Origin of the sequence: Enterococcus avium, assembly GCF_002891025.1 — a bacterium.
Taxonomy (GTDB): domain Bacteria; phylum Bacillota; class Bacilli; order Lactobacillales; family Enterococcaceae; genus Enterococcus_A; species Enterococcus_A avium.
Genome location: NZ_NBSL01000002.1, coordinates 2,871,181 through 2,888,285 on the forward strand (window position 1 = coordinate 2,871,181; position 17,105 = coordinate 2,888,285).

The following is a 17,105-nucleotide window of genomic DNA, read 5'->3' on the forward strand; positions in this document are numbered from 1 at the left end:
AATCTATAGTTAATACTTGATATATAGAAAATTCCTTTTCTTTTTTCTTAAGGATGTTGAATAGCTAAGTAATAAAATCATAACGAAAATAAATAAAATAATATACAAAAAATAATTGTTTATATTTGCTGTAAATTAGAGGTGTTCTATAGCAAAGTTGAAACATAATTGTTTTTCCAACTTGAAGCAAACTTTTTGGAAATAGTCCTAACCCTTTTATTAATAATATATTTGACGAATTATACATATAGATAATTCATGTATAGAGAAACAAATTTCTAATTAGCATATTTTTGAACTTGTTCTTTTGATAAATGATTAAATGATTAGAAAATAAGGCATAATTCTGCTTAATTACCATGATATTAACATGTTTTACAAAGTGGAAAATGTTATTATTAATTTTTAAAAGCAATATTGTGATATCTTCTGTAAGCGGTTATATGTATGTCTATAAACATATTTCTTAAATTTTATTTCGAAATAAGTTGATTTAAAAAGACCTTCCTTTGTTTTTTTTTTAATTTACAAAAAAAAAAGAAAAATGAAGAAATCAATTTCTGTTATTGTCATTACAGAAAGGAGGTCTAAGGATATAAAAGAGAACAGTTATTTTATAAAGAGAGGAGGATGCAAATGCAGAGACTGAGAAAGCTTACAGTATTTTTCATCCTAACTTTCATTGCTCTATCCCAAGTTTCGTTTGTCAGTGCGGAAACTTCTGAGCGAATCATTGAAAGCTCTAGTAATGAAAGTAGTTCAGAATCGTCAGAAGATCCAGAAGAACCGAAGGAATCCGTTCATGAAAGCGATGAAAGTGACGAAAACGCTGAAATTGTTCGTACATCGGAATCGGAAAAGTTACCTACTTCTGCGAAAGAGGAGACTGTGACTAGTAATTATGGTCCGGCAAAGAATAAAAGGACGCTAGTTAGGCCCTTTTTGGTAGGCACAGCGGATAATCCTTCAAAGGTTCACCCTAGTTGGGGAGAGCTTGGAGATTATCACAATCCGAATGGATACGAAAGCGGTGTAAACATTTCGAATGTTTTTCGACCAGGTATCTCAAGTTCGGGACTGCCGCCGCAGGTATATGAGAATGGTAAGGTGCTGACGATTACGAAGGATCAGAAAAGTCAGCTGGGTGCCGTCTGGTCCAAGAATAAAATCGATCTGTCGTATGATTTTGCCTTTCGATTTGATATTTACTTAGGCTTAAAGAAAAGAAAAACTACAAGCCCTTCTAGTGAAATGGGAACAGGTGATGGGATGACCTTCACTTTTACAAATGATCCGCGAATTGGAACTGCTGATGAAACAAGCGTGATCGGTTCTGGCGGGAAGGCGTTAGGTGCTTATGGCGTCGGTAGTGCGGGAAGAAATTATGTTCGCAATGCCATCTCAGTTGAGTACGATACGTTTTATAACGATGACCAGGATTCCGGTCTTTCAGCTACTGATCGTCGATACGGACATATCGGAGTTGTCAAACCTGCTGAAACAACACCCAAGGGGCATCTCGCAGTAACGAATTCTAATTTTTGGCTGTCATTTGGTGGGACGTATTACGATAATAGGCTCCTTCCAGGCTGGCGTTCAATGGTGGTTGCTTGGCATGCGGCTAGTCGTACGTTAATGATCCGTGAAGAAAATGATGTAGATGACGGCATTCCGCCAATCAGCTACACCTTCAAGGATGAACAAGAAATGCTATCGACATTTGGTGATTCGAAGGAAGTTTACTTCGGCTTTACTGGTTCAACAGGGTCGTTGGCACAAACCAATGCCTTGATGATCCGCGAAATGCCAACAGCAATCAAAAGTCAAGAAGCAACAATTCAAAATGTCACGCAAAATTCATCTGTTGGTACGGATGTGACTGCGCAGCGTGGGGATAAGTTAGAAATCAAGGATTCCATCAAAATCAAGAAAAATTCCTTTGGTTCCAAGAATGTCACCATTGAAACAACTTTACCAGATGGTCTCGATTTTGATGACAAGTTGAATCTGAGATTGAATGGTACTGAGATTCCTGAAACGCTTTACGAAATTAGTGGTCAAAAGCTTAAATTTCCTAATTTGAATCTGGAAAACACGAGCAACGATCTGCTGAAGGAGTATGTGATTGCCTTCAATGCGAAGGTAAGCGATGGCGCAGAAATCGGAAAATCATTGAGCACGAATTTTCATCTGACCAATCCCGATGCCTTAGAGGTAGATTACACGTCAAATAATGTCTCGGTAACAGTAGAGAATCCGCCTGCTGCAAATCTAGTCCTTCATCATAAGAAAGCTGACTCTAAAAGTGTTGAGACGGAAACAATCTCAATGCCAATTGGGAAAAAATTTCGTTTGATCGATTACAAAAAAGCGACATCCGATTATCAAGACTATGTTTATACGGGACTTGAAGGCGGCGATTCAGATGAAACCGAACATGAAATGACCTCAGCTGGCGCAGAATTTACGCTCTTGTATAAGCCAAAGGGTGAATTTAAAATGACGGTTCCAAAGATTTTTAACTTTGGCTCATACCCCATTCAGCAAAAGGAAATCAATGCGACAAAACCTAAAGGATACGAAGCAGATGGCAGCACACAAACTGATTTGAGTATTAAGGATACGCGTTATCAAAAATCAAAATGGACGCTTTCTTTAGCTCAAAGCAAACCGATTCAATTAGAAGGGGACGGTGATCGTAAATCACTAGCAGATACGTTGTACTATTCTGATGCTCAAATTAATCAAAATGCTTCAGTTGTTGAATCGGATACGTTTACGACTGATACTATTTTGAATATCAGCAGCAGTTGGACAGACACTAAGGGCTTGATGATGAAAATACCGTTTAGTAAGCAATACAAAGGCGTCTATACAGGTGAGCTAACCTGGACGTATGCTTTAGCACCATAGACTGGAGGTTTGAGAGATGCAAGTTAAGAAAACACCTAAATGGCTATTGCTATTGATCAGTTGCTTAATGATTTCTTTTTTCTTTCATTCAACAAGCCTAGGTGCTTATGCAGAAGAAAAACAAGAATATAGCAGTAATGGCAGTGTAACGTTATATGGAGAATATAAGTTTGAGGAAGAATCAGCTAATCCGAAAGACAAAAAAGAATTACCAGGGACATCTGGTAATGGGAACGACTATGTTGATCGTGGAGCAAGCACGTCTTCTTTACCCGATACTATTCCACAATTAGGGGATTCTAGCTATGTAAGAGCTAAAATTTTCGGCACACTGATTTTAGGAATGATCGGATGCATGATAGTAAAAGAACGAAAAAAAGGAGTGCAAGCATGAAGAAAACAAAATTATTGGTATTGGCACTAATCTTAGGGTCTATCTCTACAGGTGCTATTTCAGCAAATGCTGAAGAAACAACTGGAAAAATCGAATTTACTCAAGGGGCTGGGCATAACGGAGAGGATCTTTACATTGATCATGTGTCTAATTTAGATTTTGGGAAAAAAGAAATTAGTTTGACTGATCAAGATTATAAGAGTAATGGACATACCTTCTCAGTCGTAGACCTAACGGGTGTTTATTCAGGCTGGAATTTATTAGTTAAGCAGAATGCCCAATTTAAAGGAAATGGGAAAGATTTGTCAGGTGCTGCTTTATCATTGACTGACGTAGGAACCCCAGTGGGAGCAAAAGGTGTGACAGCACCTTCTACAATCAATCCAACAATCGCTTTTACGAATTTCAATCAAAATCAACCAATCGTACAAGCTGCTAAAGATGAAGGAAAAGGCCAATGGACCTTTAATCATAATGCAAATTTACATGTGCCAAAAACAGCCTTAGCTGAAAAAACAACGTACCAAACAACCATGACTTGGACATTGGAGCAAGCTCCTACAGCGCCTTAATTAAGGAGCGAAGTTAGTCATATAAACATAAAAAATTTTTATAATCTCAGGAGGAAAATATGAAAAAAATTACTATTTTATTAACAGGACTTTTATTAAGCTCGGCTGTATTAGGCAGTCTATCAGTGGATGCAGCTACGTATTCATCGAATGGCGTCGTGAATTTTGAAAAGGACGATACTCCAACTCCCCCAGTTGATCCAGTTGATCCAGATCCAAACAAGCCGGTTGATCCAGTTGATCCAACTGATCCAAATGGCCCAGAGCCTGGTACCCCTGGACCATTGTCAATTGACTATGCATCAAGCTTTGACTTTGGTACACAAAAAATCTCAACTCAAACACATACTTATAATGCCGCATTGCAAAAGTACAAAAATGGAACCCCTGCTGATGGCCCTAACTATGTGCAAGTAACGGATAAAACTGGTCTTTATACAGGTTGGGACTTAACCGTTAAACAAGAATCACAATTTAAAAAAGGAACGACTGATTTAACAGGTGCAGCTATGACGTTGAATAAGATCAAAGCTAAAAGTATCAGCGGATCTGCTGCTCCTACAACTTCCACTAAAGTAGATCTAAATCCTGGTGATGAGCATAGTATTGCCTCTGCCGCTGCAGGACAAGGTAAAGGAACTTGGGCTTTCCATTTTGGCGAAAATGCAACGGATGCAGCCGATGCGGTTAGCTTAACAGTACCAGGGACTGCCAATGCAGAAGTTGGGAAATACACGACTAGCCTAACTTGGAAATTAGTGGCAAAACCTTAATTTAATAGGAGGCAAAATATGAGAGCAGTAACAAAGTTTATCATTACCGCAGCAAGTTTATCGATTTTTGCCTCAATTCAAACAGCTGCACATGCGCAAGAACAATTTTATCCAAGTGAGGGTGATGTAGGCTTTACATCAGGGAATGAAATTACACCACCCGTTGATCCAAATGATCCCGACCCGAATAAGCCGATACGTCCAATTGATCCAACTAATCCCAATGGTCCAAAGCCAGGAACACCCGGGCCGCTATCAGTCGATTTCGTTTCCAGCTTAGACTTTGGTGAGCAAGAAATCACGAATAAAGATCGAACATATTACGCTAGAGCGCAACGTTACGTTGACACGGAGTATTTAAGCCCAAATTATGTGCAGGTGACAGATACGAGAGGTGAGTATACTGGCTGGCAATTATTAGTCAGACAAACCAATCAGTTTCATGCGGAGAAGGCGGCGAAGTATCACACGTTAACGGGTGCAAGAATCACTTTGAAAAATCCGGAAAGCGCTAGTGTATCTGATAGTCAGGCTCCAGTGCTGAATCCTCAAATTTATTTAGAAGGCGATAATCGTTCAAATGTAGTCATGCAGGCGAGCGAAAACGCTGGGATTGGTACATGGGTAAACCGCTGGGGAACTGTCGAATGGGTAGAAGAGAAAGATCAAGAAGATAAAGTGAAAGAAATACCTGTAATCAAGTCGGTGGAACTTTCTCTGCCTGGAAAAACACCAAAAGAAGCTGTTAACTATTCGACAAATTTGGTTTGGACATTAACAAGCAGCCCGATTGATTAATACCTGTCATTAAAACGAATAAGGATGTCAGTTGCGAGTTCCACTACGTATTTTTAATACGTTAGTGGAATCGTATGTCGACGATAATAAGAGAATTTGATTCAAATTTACACATCTTTACTAGAGTCGGCTCAACTTTTAGCAGGAGATATAGCTAGAGAAGTATCAGGCAAAAATGTTTCATAAATGGACTGAATACTTTAGTTGAATGATATACGGCATTCGAATAGAACTAATTTTTCCATGAAAAATTAATTCATTAAAACGAATAAGGATGTCAGTTCAACTTTTAGCAGGAGATATAGCTAGAGAAGTATCAGGCAAATATGTTTCATAAATGGACTGAATACTTTAGTTGAATGATATACGGCATTCGAATAGAACTAATTTTTCCATGAAAAATTAATTCATTAAAACGAATAAGGAGGAGAATCTGTGAAAAAAATCTTGTGGATTGTTTGTTTGTGTCTAGTATTTGCTTATTCCCTAGAAGTCAATGGGCAAACCACTAGCAAAGGCGATATTCGTTTTTTCTACTCGAAGAATCAAGCGAAAAAGCTACAAATTGATTATGTTTCCGAGTTTTATTTTGGACAGCAATCAATTCAAACAATCGACAAAGAATATTTCGCATTTTTACAGCCTTTTCGTGTGAAAGCAACAGGTAAATTGGAAAAAGGTCCCAATTTCATCCAAATTACTGATAACCGACAAACTTATACTGGTTGGAATTTAGAGCTGAAGCAAGAAAATCAATTTTCAGATTCTGAAGGCCGTATCTTAGATGGTGCAAGTATTTCATTTGAACATGGAAGAGCTGTCACAAATTCAACTTCAGAATTGCCTGATGGGAAAGAGCGTTTTGTGCTCTTTCCCAATGAGTCTGTAAACGTGATGCAGGCCAAAGAAGGTACTGGTGAAGGTTCATTTCAATTTGTTTGGGGGAAAGATGCTGAAGAAGGAGAAAAAAGTATTCACTTATCTGTTCCAGGTCGAACAATCAAATATGACACCAACTATACAACCAATTTTCAGTGGATACTTGTTAGCGCGCCCTGGCAGTAAAGCCTAAAAATATTATTTTTGAATTTGAAAGGAAGTCTCATGAAAAAATATAGTGTACTATCACTTATTTTAGTTACGTTAAGTATTTTCTTCCCGTTAAGAGCTGCTCAAGCTTCTGAGTTTGCGTTTAATGTCGATCCGATTTTGCCGGAGAGCCAACGAAAAGGGCAATTGGGTTACTACGATATTCTTCTTGAACCGGGAGGAACACAAAAACTAGAAGTTGATCTATCAAATGCTACCGATAAAGAAGTAAAAATAAACGTTGGAATGACTAGCGCCAAGACGAATGATAATGGGGTAGTAGAATATTCGCCTAATGATTTACCACTACATGCCTCACAAAAGCATGATCTCGAAAAATTGGTCGACTATAAGAAAGTAGTCACCTTAGCACCTAAATCAAAAGAACGCTATTCCTTTACTGTAAAAATGCCTCAAGAAGAATTTCCTGGGATTATTGCCGGAGGAATTTCATTCCAAGAAGTTGATAGCGATGAAAAAGAGAAAAAGGATTCCGAAGGCATGGCCATCAAAAATAAATTTAATTTTGCAGTGGCTGTATTGATGCGACAATCAGAGGGAATCTCTGGAACAGGAGAATTGACCCTACAAAAGGCCGAAGCCAATCAACGGAATGTCAGGAATGTTATTCGTGGATACTTCAGCAATGATAAGCCGTTTTACATAAACAATTTAGCCATTGATGCGGCAATCTATAAGGAAAAAGATGGAAAAAAAGTTTATTCAGAGAAAACAGAAAATATGCAGATGGCACCAAATTCTGGATTCTGGTACAACATTCCTTTACAGGGAGAAGAACTAGAAGCTGGTGAATACCTTTATAAAGGAACTGCTTACGGAATAAAAGATAAAAATGGGGAATTTACTTTCGGGAAGGACAACGAAGGGAAACCACAGAATTATCAACAGAAATGGGAATTTGAAAAGAAATTTACCATTACTCAAAAAGCTGCACAAACCTACAATAAAAAAGATGTTGATGTCTTAGACGCTTCTCCGAACTATACATGGCTTTATTACCTATTAGGAGCGATTATTTTACTGCTTATCCTCACGATATTGCTATTGATTCGCAGAAAGGATAAGAAAAAAACGGATGAATAGACTAGTTCTCAGAACTATGTTGATAGGAGCATTGCTGGTTGCTATTGCTTTGATGGGAGTAGACAAAATCAAAGAGTGGTTGCTTCTTTATCATCAGAACACAGAGATAACGATCACTTCAAATTTAGCCAATACCCCACAACCAGTAGTCGAAGAGATCCAGCCTTTGCAGCTGTCCAGTTTTTTAGCAGCGAAGGTCCCAAAAACTACTGGCATAGGAACTATTGAGGTACCCGCTGCTGATATTTTTTTACCAGTTTTTTCAGGTCTAAAAAACGAAGAGCTCTTAATCGGTGCGGGTACCATATTTCCTGAACGAGAGCCATCCAAAAATAATTTAGTCATTTTAGGACACTATGTTGGCAGTCAAAATTTTTTGTTTGGTTCGTTGAATCAGGTGAAAGTAGAGGACTCCGTATTCTTGCATTATCTGGGGAAAAACTATGAGTACAAAATAGTAGAGAAAAAAGTAATTGATGAACGAGATATTCAGGTTATGCAGGAAACGAAGAAACCTGAACTAACACTACTTACTTGCGACAGTACAAATGCAACGAGCAATCGAATTTGTGTGAAGGCTTGTTTAGTCAATGCAAAGAATTCTATTAATCAAAGCGATAAAACGATGAACAAGCGATATCTAGGCAAGCCAAAAGTGCCCTCAAATCAATTAATTCTTTCTAGTATTGGGTTGATATTTTTATTGATTCTTTTCTCTTGGTTTATTTGGATGATGACAGGCAGAAAGAAGGATTGAGATGAAAAAATATTACATACCAGTACTATTCAGTTCATTAGTAGCAATGTCTTTTTCAATAGGCAGTATTTCTGAAGCAGTCAGCAATCCAATTTTTAACTCGCAAAAACCGGCTGAAGAGATTGTTCCTGAAAAAGTTAAGAGGGAAGAAAGAAAAGCTAGAAAAAATAAACCTGTAGGCACGATGCTTGAAAAAGCAAAAGAGAGTGATTCAGCCGTGGTTATCCCAAAAAGAAAAGGAATATTAGCTACGAACGACCATTTTTTTGATTATCCAATCAATAAATTTCCTGTTCCTAGTGGTGATGGAAAAGAAAATATAGGGACGCTGAGCCAAATGGCTTATATGTTATCGGGAACTGTACTATTTGGACAAAAAGGACCCTTTTAAGTGGGGATGCAACTGGCTGTTTTATTATTTGGAGGAGCAATTAAGAGTGATTGAACAATTGATTGAAAAGAAAGACCTTAGAAAATACCACCTAATTAAATTATTGGAGATGGACCCATTTTTATCAAAGTCAAAATCTTTCATCAAAGACGAGTTCAAATTGTCAGAATATTTATTGCGAGTAACGATTGATAGACTTCAAGAAGATTGCTGTGAATTTGGGATTACAGAAGAATTCAAAATTACTGAAGACGATAGCATTATTTCTATAGAGGAATTGGGCGGTGTGACATCCAATTTTTTTCTAAAAAAGTACCTTCAAAAATCTATAGGGGTAAAGATGCTCTTACAGATTTTAATGGGCAAATTTGATTCGGCACCTGAATTTGCGAGTACCCATTTCACCAGCAATTCGATTGTCTACAAGTGGTTAGACAAAGTACAAGAATCGCTAAAACCACTAGATTTGGAATTAGTAAAAAAGAAGGGCAGTTACTCGATCGCTGGTAACGAACGCACGGTTCGACTGCTAGGTGTAAATCTTTTGCATCGGACGGATCTTGCCGGGTCACTATTTAGCGAACAAATGCTCATAAGAGCGACCCACATTGTAGACATTATTGAAAGAAACTATAAACCAATGCGCCCTTCACATAAAAATAGAATCATTAATTATGTGCTAATTGCTCTTTCTTCGGATAAAAGTACTAGAAAATTATCTAGAAGAATAAAAGAGAAGCTGATGAAATCAGAAACGTTTAAAGAATTAAAACAGCTTTTACTTGCGAACGGAATAAAAAAACTCTGTCAAGAAAATGAGCTGAATGAGTTCATAGGAATTTTGATATTGAATGAAGCTTTGCCTGAGCAGGCGGCGGAAGAATTAGTAAATGAAGAAATACAAAGTGATCTCATTGAGCTTTTTATAGAAAAGCTATTTCAGTCCTTTCCACAAATTTATACTTCTTCTTTAAAAAAGGAAATCACGAATAGAATGGCCCGAATTCATTTCAACGCGATATTCAGTGGAAAGGTCCTGCTTTTTGAAAATATTTTTGATTTGTCATATTTTCAAGAAAATTATCAAGTCGTTTTTGATTTTTGCCGGAGCTTTATTGCTACTCAAAAGAAAGCAAAGAACCTATTTGTTCAAGAGCATGCAGTCTATTTATATTATCACTATTTATTAATGCTCGTGAATTGTTTGTCACCGGAAATGCTTCAGAGTGCCATCAATATCACGATTGATTTCTCTTTTGGTGAAGAATACAACCTTTTCATAAAAAGGAGCATTAAAAATATTTGTAGCCACTTGAACCTCGATTTTCAACCGACGTTAATGAAAAATACCGATGTGCTGCTAACAGATTCCAACAATTTAGACAATAGTAAATTGAATAGCACGTTAGTTATCTATTGGCTGGAGCCGCCTCGCGCGATTGATTGGTTTAATTTCGTTAACATCCTCATCAAAAAAAGAAGAAGTTTTGATTAATAAAGTAGCTTTGTTAAGTAACTATAGAAGGAGAGAAATAAAGGAATGCAAATTCTAATTTTAACCAAAAACATATTAGCTGAATACGATATTCAACATAGACTTCAAATCTTGAGCCATGAAGTCTATTGTTCTGCTCACTTGCTGACGTTGTTAAAAAAAGGAACACGGATAAGCAATTTTGATTTAGTTATATTAAGCAATACGTTATCAGATCAAGAGGCTATGGAAACTTTAGAGAATTTGAAAAAAATGAAGCGCCCGATTTTACGAAAATTTGATACAGAACAAACCCTAGAAGTTGAAGAGTTCTGGATGAATCATGAAGTGGATGGGCTAATTACATCTCATTCGTTGGAAGTAATTAGAGAAGTCATTACCAAGAAATACTTAGCCAATAAGACATTCAATCAAATGAACCAGTTATCTCCATTAAACGAGACAAATCACGTAAAAATAAAACGAACAATTTCAGAATTGAATCTATCAGCAATGGAGCATAAGTTACTTAAATACCTTTATTTTACAGAAGGAAAAATTGCTTCTCGGGATGAGATCTGCGAACATTTGTGGCAAGGCGGAACAACGCAATCTAAGTTATCTTCTTTATCCGTGTTAATAAAGAAAATACGAAAGAAATTACAGATTAGAAATATTCCAGAAACAATCATTCAAACAATGTGGGGCAAAGGATATCAAGTAACAAGTGAATTCTATGAATTCTTATGTATCCAGTAGCGTGAACTATCAACGAAATAACTAAGCGCTCAGAATGACTATCTGAGCACTTGGTCCTGCTTTTTCCTCATAGAAAATCTAAACAACCTCGTTTTTTCTATTTTTCAATTTATCGGAATATAAATATCCGTCAAACTTTTTTCCTTTGAATTTCTAGGCGGTTCAGTTACATACAATTCAAACGGAACGGCATCGCGAACTTTTCGTTCATCCTTAAACAGCCATTCTTGATACATATACTGCCACGCATCCCCATACTCCTTCGCAGATAGTTCAAAATGTCCAACACCGAATTTTCCTGAAATACTCGATAAACAAATATTGCCGGTTTCCTGAAGGGGCCGATCATTTGGAATCGTCATGGCAACGCTTGTACGTAAATTTTTCGCGTCAGTAATAAATGGATTGTCATCGTAAATAGTTAATACCTTGGTCTCATCTTGAATAATAAGCTCATTCTTTGTCGCAAACTCAAATAGTTCGTTGAACATTTTGCGGCTCTGTTTTCTAAAGGCGGCATAGCTTCCTCTGAAACGAATGTAGATGAAGGTCAAGTCCTCTAAATTTTCTATGGTAATGCTTTTTGGTTCGATCATTTTCATGTCCTCCTTTTCGAATAACTTCATTATTCCATGTTTCTATCAGAAGCTCTTGTCATTTCTTGCTGTTTCCGATAGCTGGAAGGGCTGACGCCAAAGTGCTTTTTAAAGGCTCTGCTGAAGGAACTCGCATCGTTATAACCGTAGCTTAAGGCAATGTCGGTTAATGAAATAGAAGAAGCAATACATAGAAAAATAGCCGCACGTTCTAGCTTAAATCTAGTTACAAATTCCTTCAATGTCTCCGATGAATATTTTTTAAACATTCGATGGAAATAAAATTCTGAAAAATGCGCGTTTTTGGCTAGATCACTTAAAGAGATTGGCTCCGCGAGATGCTGTTCGATGTAGTCTTCAGTTTTATTAATTAACCGCAGGTAGTTTTGTTCCGTTGAGTCAGCCATGTCTTCTTGCTCCTTTTATGTTGTATATCATTCCGCTAAAATACCTCGAAACTTGTCTAAGTTTGTTTCTTTAGTTTATTATAGAAGACCGTCTACCTTTTTACGAATGCTCTAGTTAGTATTGAGGGGAAGTTAAGCATAGGATTTTACTTACTATTAGTAAGATGTTAAGGTAATCTCAAGAAACGAATAACGGCACTCGCTGGCGTTGTTCCTTACAGGAGGTTTTAACCATGACAGTAATTATTCCCACATTTCAATTAAGTGCCACCGCACACATTGGCCGCGTGGCATTGAAAGTAGCAAATTTAGAAAAAATGACCCGTTTTTACCAAGAAGTGATTGGGCTGCAGGTCTTAGAACAAAGCGCAATTCAAAGTACTTTAGGTGTTGATAATACGGTACTACTAGAATTACATAAGGTGCAAGAGCCGCTGCCTTTGACACCAAAAACCGGTTTATATCATGTAGCTTTTTTATTACCGACTCGAAAAGATTTAGGAAATGCGCTGCGTCACTATTTGACGATCGAGGCGCCTTTGATCGGAGCTAGTGATCATGGTTATAGCGAAGCCATTTATTTAAATGATCCCGAAGGTAATGGAATCGAAGTCTATCGTGACAAGCCGCAAAGTGAATGGGACATTCGCACCGATGGTGAGATTGTTGGCGTGACGCTCGAGATGGATGCCGAAGCGGTTATTGCTGCGAGCGATGGTGCAGGGGATGGATTTCCAGCAGGAACGACGGTTGGTCATGTGCATTTAAAGGTAGCGGATCTAATGCAAACAGAAAAATTTTACACAGAAGTTTTAGGGCTATCCTTGAAGAATAATTTTGGTAATCAAGCCAAATTCTTTGCCGCGGGGGATTATCATCACCATATCGGGTCCAACATCTGGTTAGGAAAAAAAATTCCTGCCATGTCTGAACAGGATTTAGGATTGGATTATTTCAGTTTCGTCGTACCCGATCAAACAGAGTTGGATCGCTTAGAAGAACATTGGAAAAATCAGACCGATTATTCCAAAGACCAAAGCGGCAGTTTGACCGTCGTCGATCCAAACGGTATTACCATGAAGTTTGAAAAATAAAACAGAAGAACGGTCGGCGAAGAGTAGAAAATTGATTTGAAAAAAACAATAAAGTGGAGTGGTTGCAGATTCATTTGCGACCACTTTTTTGTCTAGATTTCGAATTAAGGGTGTGTTTTGATTGCCTTTAACGATATAATTCTTATGAAAGGCTTAGGGCGTTTCAACAGCTATAAACGTTGATTTAATAACGATGCTTGTCATTCGAGCTTGTCTTTTTCAGAGTGCTTTGGTATCTTGCTTGTAAGTTGTCTTATCAACAGGTAATTTTGATTTAGGGGGATGAAGTATTGCTAGGCGAAAAATTAAAAAAACAACGGCAGTCAATGGGATTGACTCAACAGGAGGTGGCAGATCATCTGCACGTCTCACGACAGACAATCTCCAATTGGGAAGTCGGACGGAATTTTCCAGACATTCCCATGATCATTTCAATTAGTGATTACTACCAAATCTCCTTAGACGAATTGTTGAAAGGTGATGAACAATTAATGGATAAAATGAAGAAAGACGCAGAGCTCATCAAACGAACCAAGCGAAGAAAAATTTTTGACGCAGCCTTTGTGGTGATATTGCTGCTGACGGTGCTTTTTGCTTATATAATGAGCCGGATACCGGAGCTTGCGAATCAAAGGATATTGCCGATGCTAATTGTAGGAATCGTGTTTCTTTTTACGATCCTGCGCTTCTTTCTAATTATTCCCAAAGACGATAAAGTCAGCGGAAGATACGCCCCGATAATCATTCCAAAATCATTTGGCGTCGGCTGGGCGATCAATCCTTATCATCCGTTGGGGTTAGCGCTGTTGATCGGGTTACTTGTAGTTATTGAGTTAATGATCTTTTTTGGATGAAAAATTAATCAAACTAAACGAGAAATAAGAACCTAAACACTGGATCTAATTCGGTGTTTAAGTTCTTATTTTTTTTATGAGGTCATTTTCAATGAGGGCTTCGCGTCAATTATTTCGATAATGGACGACCGCGTCTATTTTGGACCGGCTGGGTGTTTTGTTTATCCTTCACTTTATTTTTAGATAGTTGCTGCGAGTGTTCAAAGGTTTTCTTTTTCTTCTGATGCAGAAAATCCTCCAGCTTCGCCTTAGGCTGGGGCATGAATGTTCCTCCTTTCAGCAAAACTTGCAGTTAGCAATTAATTTCATAGAAATCAAATCCTTTCATTAGGACTACCTTTAGTATAAAGGAGGGATTTGCAGGTGGAGGAGCATCCTTTTGTATAAAAAAGAAAGAGCCAGAGACAGCTCTTTCTTAACATTGTTTTTTCATCGTACGAATGATACGTTGGACACTTTTGATATCCATGTAATAGCTGCCAGCGAGATCGAGAGTACTTTTCCTATCTGGATAGTATAGTAAAACTAAATAACTGTGACATAGTTCTGTTCCTTTCTTATCGCTACATCATCGATACCTATTACTTCGACATTGGGACGATCATCTAATACCAATCGATCATATATTTGTTGCTAAAAAAGATTGCAATACCTAAAATAAAGATACTAAACGCATCGGTTCGAATTTGGAAAAGGCGGGCGAAGTAAAGAGGTTCTTTAAAAATACGGCGAGAACAGCTAGGATTCATACAACTGTATTTATAAAGATCGGCATGAAGAAACGTTTGTTTACCATGGATTGGTTTATCTTGAAGTGTTCGTTGATATGTCGCGGTTAAGATTCGGTAGACTGTACCACAAGTAGGACACGAACTTGGGGCTTTGATTTGATAAATAACTGGACTGCTTCAGAATTTTCCGAGGATCATTGCCAAAATGGTTTTCATCCAACAAAAAAGAGCAATGAGTTAGTTCGGTGTAGTTCATTCTAAAGATACTCTTTCTATCAATAGTATAAGACGGGAAGTATCAAAACAGTACAAATAGCCACAAAAAAGCAAGTACATTTGTACCTGTTTTTTTGTGGCTATAACTAAACTTGAGAAAGAACTCGATTAAAATATCTAGATTGCTTTTTTAGCATTCTTAGTTTGTAGTTTTTAGTTTATGCTTCTTGTACAATTCAACAAAGAAGACATATAAAACCGTGATTGGTAGTTCAATCACTGCAATCACTAGCATTCTTTCCATTTCTACAGATGACATTAAGAAGTAAACTAGAGTCAGTGCAACTAAACCCAAATACTCGATAATTATTTTTTTCAAATTCATATTAGATCACTCCTAATTTAATTTACTGTCGTGTAGACAATTCTTTGCGAATATGATGTATGCACCTTATCATCTGTGATAGAGATTTTTATTCTCTTACCATTGTTCGCTGCGTTGATTACTTGCTGTTTATACTGTGCTCTTGAACTCAGTTCCAGCGCGATAGAAGCTGCCCATCCATGTACACCACCCCATTTAGATGCCAAACCTTGATTAACAACTTTTAGTCTGCTTTCCTTGAGACTCTTCATCTGATTCGCTAGATCCTTTGTCTGTGCCTTGCTTAACGTATAAGAGCCTAGTGTGATTCGGGCTGCTTGTGCTTCTACAGGTGCCGTTCTTTCGGTAAGATTTATAAATCTTAAAGAACTAGTGACAAACAATGATGACAATGCAACAACAGTTACAAGTTTAATACCTTTTTGATTCATTTTTAACGCCTCCTAATATTTGGTAACTAAAACTTACCGAATTTAGGAGAGGTTTCAGAGAACTCAGTGTATTACATCCTAGAAATCATTGGTTTCTAGGTTATATTATCCTTTACCATGAGCATTACTAGCAAATAAGTTGTCTTTTCAACAAGAATGAAAAATGGCTAAGGCAACAGATAGTTGCTAAGTTGCACCTATTAGTTGCTACAAGTCTGTTTACCAATCTTGTAATATTATTTCGAAAGGAGTGTTATTATGAAAAAAATTGTTAAAGTGTTTTTGGGGACAGTTTTACTATTGATTGCTATTGGAACTCGAGAAGCAAGAGCAACAGAATTAAGCACTACCTCTGAAGCTACCTATGACTTAATTGAAGGTGGTAGACAGTCATTTCTGCTTGAAACAGAAGAAGGACTAGCAGAAGTAGAAATTTCAGAGGTTCAGAATGATTCTTTTGGCTCTCCGAGGCTTCGAGCAATAAAATCAGGTACTTACAATGTACGTTATACATCACCAAGTGCGTGGCGTGCAAACTATAGAGTATCTATTAGTAATGCTAGAATTACAGGTGCCCATTCAGCCAGTGCAAGTGCGATTACTGGTTCAATTACATCTAAACGTTTGTCTGTAACCAGTTCCACCGAGGCGAGATATTTTATCACATGGAAAAAACAAGCGATTTATATTAATTGTGGAGTACGATCAGCTATTTCGGGAAACAGCTTAAGAGTTTCTGGTTTTTAATCGATTAACTCGGCGCTGCCATCACCATAATGAAAAAATATATTATTCGCAATTAGGATAGTATTGTAAAAACTGACTATAAGACAGCAAATGCAAATTACCTTTATTAATTTATGGTAGGCGTTTGTTGTCTTATTAATTTTGTAGACAAAAACAGGAAGGATTATTCCCAAAAAAGGTACTAAGCATGAAGCTAGAGAAATAATCAAAAGTAGAAAACTATCATCTTTTGGGTTTAGCTCGCTAGTTTTCTTTTCAATAAATTTCAATTTCTTTTTATTATTTGCAATCTGATCATTATTTTCTTCTAATTTCTTCTTTAATTTTGCGTTTTCTTTAAGTAATTCATCAATTGAGACTTTATAAATGTCGCTCAACAATATCAAGTTATCCAAATAGGGATACCCTCTCCCATTTTCCCATTTAGAAATTGACTGTCTTGTAATATTTAATCTTTTTGCTACATCAGTTTGTGAAAGTCCCATATTCTCACGACTAGCTCTTAGTTGCTCCGATAAAACCATACACTCACCCCAAAACATTTTTTCTTTCATTATAGTCAATAGATATTCTTTTTGCTACAGATTTTCAGTTGCTAGTAAGGTAACGTTTAGATGCTA

Annotated in this window: 20 protein-coding genes; 14 read left to right on the forward strand and 6 right to left on the reverse strand. The window is 37.2% G+C overall.

Annotation, left to right across the window (positions count from 1 at the left end; translation table 11 throughout):
• The first annotated feature begins 636 nt into the window (after nt 1-636).
• From AUF14_RS14375 to AUF14_RS14425, 11 genes are all read left to right on the forward strand, one after another.
• The gene (locus AUF14_RS14375) at nt 637-2,913 is read left to right on the forward strand and encodes a lectin-like domain-containing protein (RefSeq protein ID WP_049221904.1); all 2,277 of its coding nucleotides are present in this window, start codon (nt 637-639) and stop codon (nt 2,911-2,913) included.
• 16 nt (nt 2,914-2,929) lie between these two features.
• Complete coding sequence (locus tag AUF14_RS14380) at nt 2,930-3,307, forward strand: hypothetical protein (RefSeq protein WP_049221902.1); 378 nt, start codon at nt 2,930-2,932, stop codon at nt 3,305-3,307.
• Entirely contained in the window at nt 3,304-3,879 is a 576-nt protein-coding gene (locus AUF14_RS14385) for a WxL domain-containing protein (protein ID WP_049221901.1), read from the forward strand. Before AUF14_RS14380 ends, AUF14_RS14385 begins: the two co-directional genes overlap by 4 nt.
• Before the next feature lie 59 nt (nt 3,880-3,938).
• Nucleotides 3,939-4,652, forward strand: coding sequence for a WxL domain-containing protein (locus AUF14_RS14390; RefSeq protein ID WP_048720485.1), 714 nt, complete (start codon nt 3,939-3,941; stop codon nt 4,650-4,652).
• A gap of 18 nt (nt 4,653-4,670) precedes the next feature.
• Nucleotides 4,671-5,450: a WxL domain-containing protein gene (locus AUF14_RS14395; RefSeq protein ID WP_049221897.1), complete on the forward strand. Its 780-nt coding sequence runs from the start codon at nt 4,671-4,673 to the stop codon at nt 5,448-5,450.
• Nucleotides 5,451-5,885: 435 nt separating this feature from the next.
• Entirely contained in the window at nt 5,886-6,515 is a 630-nt protein-coding gene (locus AUF14_RS14400) for a WxL domain-containing protein (protein WP_049221895.1), read from the forward strand.
• Between the two features lie 39 nt (nt 6,516-6,554).
• On the forward strand, nt 6,555-7,643 hold the full coding sequence (locus AUF14_RS14405; protein WP_049221893.1) for a DUF916 and DUF3324 domain-containing protein: 1,089 nt from the start codon (nt 6,555-6,557) through the stop codon (nt 7,641-7,643).
• On the forward strand, nt 7,636-8,400 hold the full coding sequence (locus tag AUF14_RS14410; protein WP_016181691.1) for a class A sortase: 765 nt from the start codon (nt 7,636-7,638) through the stop codon (nt 8,398-8,400). Before AUF14_RS14405 ends, AUF14_RS14410 begins: the two co-directional genes overlap by 8 nt.
• Before the next feature lies 1 nt (nt 8,401).
• Nucleotides 8,402-8,791 (forward strand): hypothetical protein, encoded by a 390-nt coding sequence (locus tag AUF14_RS14415; protein WP_016181690.1) that lies wholly within the window; start codon nt 8,402-8,404, stop codon nt 8,789-8,791.
• Between the two features lie 46 nt (nt 8,792-8,837).
• A complete protein-coding gene (locus AUF14_RS14420; RefSeq protein WP_049221890.1) occupies nt 8,838-10,286 on the forward strand; it encodes a helix-turn-helix domain-containing protein in 1,449 nt (482 codons plus the stop codon).
• Nucleotides 10,287-10,331: 45 nt separating this feature from the next.
• A complete protein-coding gene (locus tag AUF14_RS14425; protein ID WP_016181688.1) occupies nt 10,332-11,024 on the forward strand; it encodes a winged helix-turn-helix domain-containing protein in 693 nt (230 codons plus the stop codon).
• A 104-nt stretch (nt 11,025-11,128) separates the two neighbouring features.
• On the opposite strand, the gene AUF14_RS14430 is transcribed toward AUF14_RS14425, so the two are convergent.
• Complete coding sequence (locus AUF14_RS14430) at nt 11,129-11,620, reverse strand: AraC family transcriptional regulator (protein WP_102866103.1); 492 nt, start codon at nt 11,618-11,620, stop codon at nt 11,129-11,131.
• Nucleotides 11,621-11,649: 29 nt separating this feature from the next.
• The gene (locus AUF14_RS14435) at nt 11,650-12,027 is read right to left on the reverse strand and encodes an AraC family transcriptional regulator (RefSeq protein ID WP_049218126.1); all 378 of its coding nucleotides are present in this window, start codon (nt 12,025-12,027) and stop codon (nt 11,650-11,652) included.
• A 233-nt stretch (nt 12,028-12,260) separates the two neighbouring features.
• Here AUF14_RS14435 and AUF14_RS14440 point away from each other — a divergent pair, with 233 nt between their 5' ends.
• Nucleotides 12,261-13,121 (forward strand): VOC family protein, encoded by an 861-nt coding sequence (locus AUF14_RS14440; protein WP_049218127.1) that lies wholly within the window; start codon nt 12,261-12,263, stop codon nt 13,119-13,121.
• Nucleotides 13,122-13,411: 290 nt separating this feature from the next.
• Nucleotides 13,412-13,975 (forward strand): helix-turn-helix domain-containing protein, encoded by a 564-nt coding sequence (locus AUF14_RS14445; protein WP_102866104.1) that lies wholly within the window; start codon nt 13,412-13,414, stop codon nt 13,973-13,975.
• Between the two features lie 109 nt (nt 13,976-14,084).
• Here AUF14_RS14445 and AUF14_RS22560 read toward each other — a convergent pair whose 3' ends face one another.
• The 3 genes from AUF14_RS22560 to AUF14_RS14460 form a co-directional block, all read right to left on the reverse strand.
• Entirely contained in the window at nt 14,085-14,237 is a 153-nt protein-coding gene (locus AUF14_RS22560; RefSeq protein ID WP_185937568.1) for a hypothetical protein, read from the reverse strand.
• Nucleotides 14,238-14,580: 343 nt separating this feature from the next.
• Nucleotides 14,581-14,871 carry a transposase family protein gene (locus tag AUF14_RS23275; RefSeq protein WP_082158205.1) on the reverse strand — a complete coding sequence of 97 codons (291 nt, stop codon included), beginning with the start codon at nt 14,869-14,871 and terminating at the stop codon, nt 14,581-14,583.
• Nucleotides 14,872-15,324: 453 nt separating this feature from the next.
• A complete protein-coding gene (locus AUF14_RS14460) occupies nt 15,325-15,738 on the reverse strand; it encodes a hypothetical protein (protein ID WP_049218130.1) in 414 nt (137 codons plus the stop codon).
• Nucleotides 15,739-15,996: 258 nt separating this feature from the next.
• On the opposite strand from AUF14_RS14460, the gene AUF14_RS14465 reads away from it, so the two are divergent.
• Complete coding sequence (locus tag AUF14_RS14465; protein WP_049218131.1) at nt 15,997-16,485, forward strand: DUF5626 family protein; 489 nt, start codon at nt 15,997-15,999, stop codon at nt 16,483-16,485.
• Here the strand turns inward: AUF14_RS14465 and AUF14_RS14470 are convergent.
• Entirely contained in the window at nt 16,482-17,039 is a 558-nt protein-coding gene (locus AUF14_RS14470) for a helix-turn-helix domain-containing protein (RefSeq protein WP_227132306.1), read from the reverse strand. The two genes, AUF14_RS14465 and AUF14_RS14470, sit on opposite strands and share 4 nt — an antisense overlap.
• Between the last annotated feature and the right edge of the window lie 66 nt (nt 17,040-17,105).

Excerpts from the sequence above, each read along its gene's own strand:
- AUF14_RS14375 (WP_049221904.1), top strand. The coding sequence starts at position 637 with ATGCAGAGACTGAGAAAGCTTACAGTATTTTTCATCCTAACTTTCATT.
- AUF14_RS14380 (WP_049221902.1), top strand. The coding sequence starts at position 2,930 with ATGCAAGTTAAGAAAACACCTAAATGGCTATTGCTATTGATCAGTTGC.
- AUF14_RS14385 (WP_049221901.1), top strand. The coding sequence starts at position 3,304 with ATGAAGAAAACAAAATTATTGGTATTGGCACTAATCTTAGGGTCTATC.
- AUF14_RS14390 (WP_048720485.1), top strand. The coding sequence starts at position 3,939 with ATGAAAAAAATTACTATTTTATTAACAGGACTTTTATTAAGCTCGGCT.
- AUF14_RS14395 (WP_049221897.1), top strand. The coding sequence starts at position 4,671 with ATGAGAGCAGTAACAAAGTTTATCATTACCGCAGCAAGTTTATCGATT.
- AUF14_RS14405 (WP_049221893.1), top strand. The coding sequence starts at position 6,555 with ATGAAAAAATATAGTGTACTATCACTTATTTTAGTTACGTTAAGTATT.
- AUF14_RS14410 (WP_016181691.1), top strand. The coding sequence starts at position 7,636 with ATGAATAGACTAGTTCTCAGAACTATGTTGATAGGAGCATTGCTGGTT.
- AUF14_RS14415 (WP_016181690.1), top strand. The coding sequence starts at position 8,402 with ATGAAAAAATATTACATACCAGTACTATTCAGTTCATTAGTAGCAATG.
- AUF14_RS14425 (WP_016181688.1), top strand. The coding sequence starts at position 10,332 with ATGCAAATTCTAATTTTAACCAAAAACATATTAGCTGAATACGATATT.
- AUF14_RS14430 (WP_102866103.1), bottom strand. The coding sequence starts at position 11,620 with ATGATCGAACCAAAAAGCATTACCATAGAAAATTTAGAGGACTTGACC.
- AUF14_RS14435 (WP_049218126.1), bottom strand. The coding sequence starts at position 12,027 with ATGGCTGACTCAACGGAACAAAACTACCTGCGGTTAATTAATAAAACT.
- AUF14_RS14440 (WP_049218127.1), top strand. The coding sequence starts at position 12,261 with ATGACAGTAATTATTCCCACATTTCAATTAAGTGCCACCGCACACATT.
- AUF14_RS22560 (WP_185937568.1), bottom strand. The coding sequence starts at position 14,237 with ATGCCCCAGCCTAAGGCGAAGCTGGAGGATTTTCTGCATCAGAAGAAA.
- AUF14_RS14460 (WP_049218130.1), bottom strand. The coding sequence starts at position 15,738 with ATGAATCAAAAAGGTATTAAACTTGTAACTGTTGTTGCATTGTCATCA.
- AUF14_RS14465 (WP_049218131.1), top strand. The coding sequence starts at position 15,997 with ATGAAAAAAATTGTTAAAGTGTTTTTGGGGACAGTTTTACTATTGATT.
- AUF14_RS14470 (WP_227132306.1), bottom strand. The coding sequence starts at position 17,039 with ATGAAAGAAAAAATGTTTTGGGGTGAGTGTATGGTTTTATCGGAGCAA.